Below are 403 nucleotides of genomic sequence, written 5' to 3'. Positions count from 1 at the left end.
CGTAATTCATTACGAAGTTTAATTCACGAGCATCAAACTTAAATTGAAGAGTTTGATCATGGCTCAGATTGAACGCTGGCGGCAGGCCTAACACATGCAAGTCGAACGGTAGCACAGAGGAGCTTGCTCCTTGGGTGACGAGTGGCGGACGGGTGAGTAATGTCTGGGAAACTGCCCGATGGAGGGGGATAACTACTGGAAACGGTAGCTAATACCGCATAACGTCGCAAGACCAAAGAGGGGGACCTTCGGGCCTCTTGCCATCGGATGTGCCCAGATGGGATTAGCTAGTAGGTGGGGTAACGGCTCACCTAGGCGACGATCCCTAGCTGGTCTGAGAGGATGACCAGCCACACTGGAACTGAGACACGGTCCAGACTCCTACGGGAGGCAGCAGTGGGGA

1 rRNA gene is annotated in these 403 nt (G+C 53.8%); it reads left to right on the top strand.

Features of this window, described 5'->3' with window-relative positions:
* Window positions 1-40: 40 nt before the first annotated feature.
* A 16S ribosomal RNA gene (locus OGY15_RS01555) occupies window positions 41-403 on the top strand; the annotation flags it as partial.

The organism is Citrobacter sp. Cu231 (genome assembly GCF_030332265.1).
GTDB lineage: Bacteria > Pseudomonadota > Gammaproteobacteria > Enterobacterales > Enterobacteriaceae > Citrobacter > Citrobacter meridianamericanus.
This window is presented reverse-complemented; position numbering and strand designations above follow the sequence as displayed.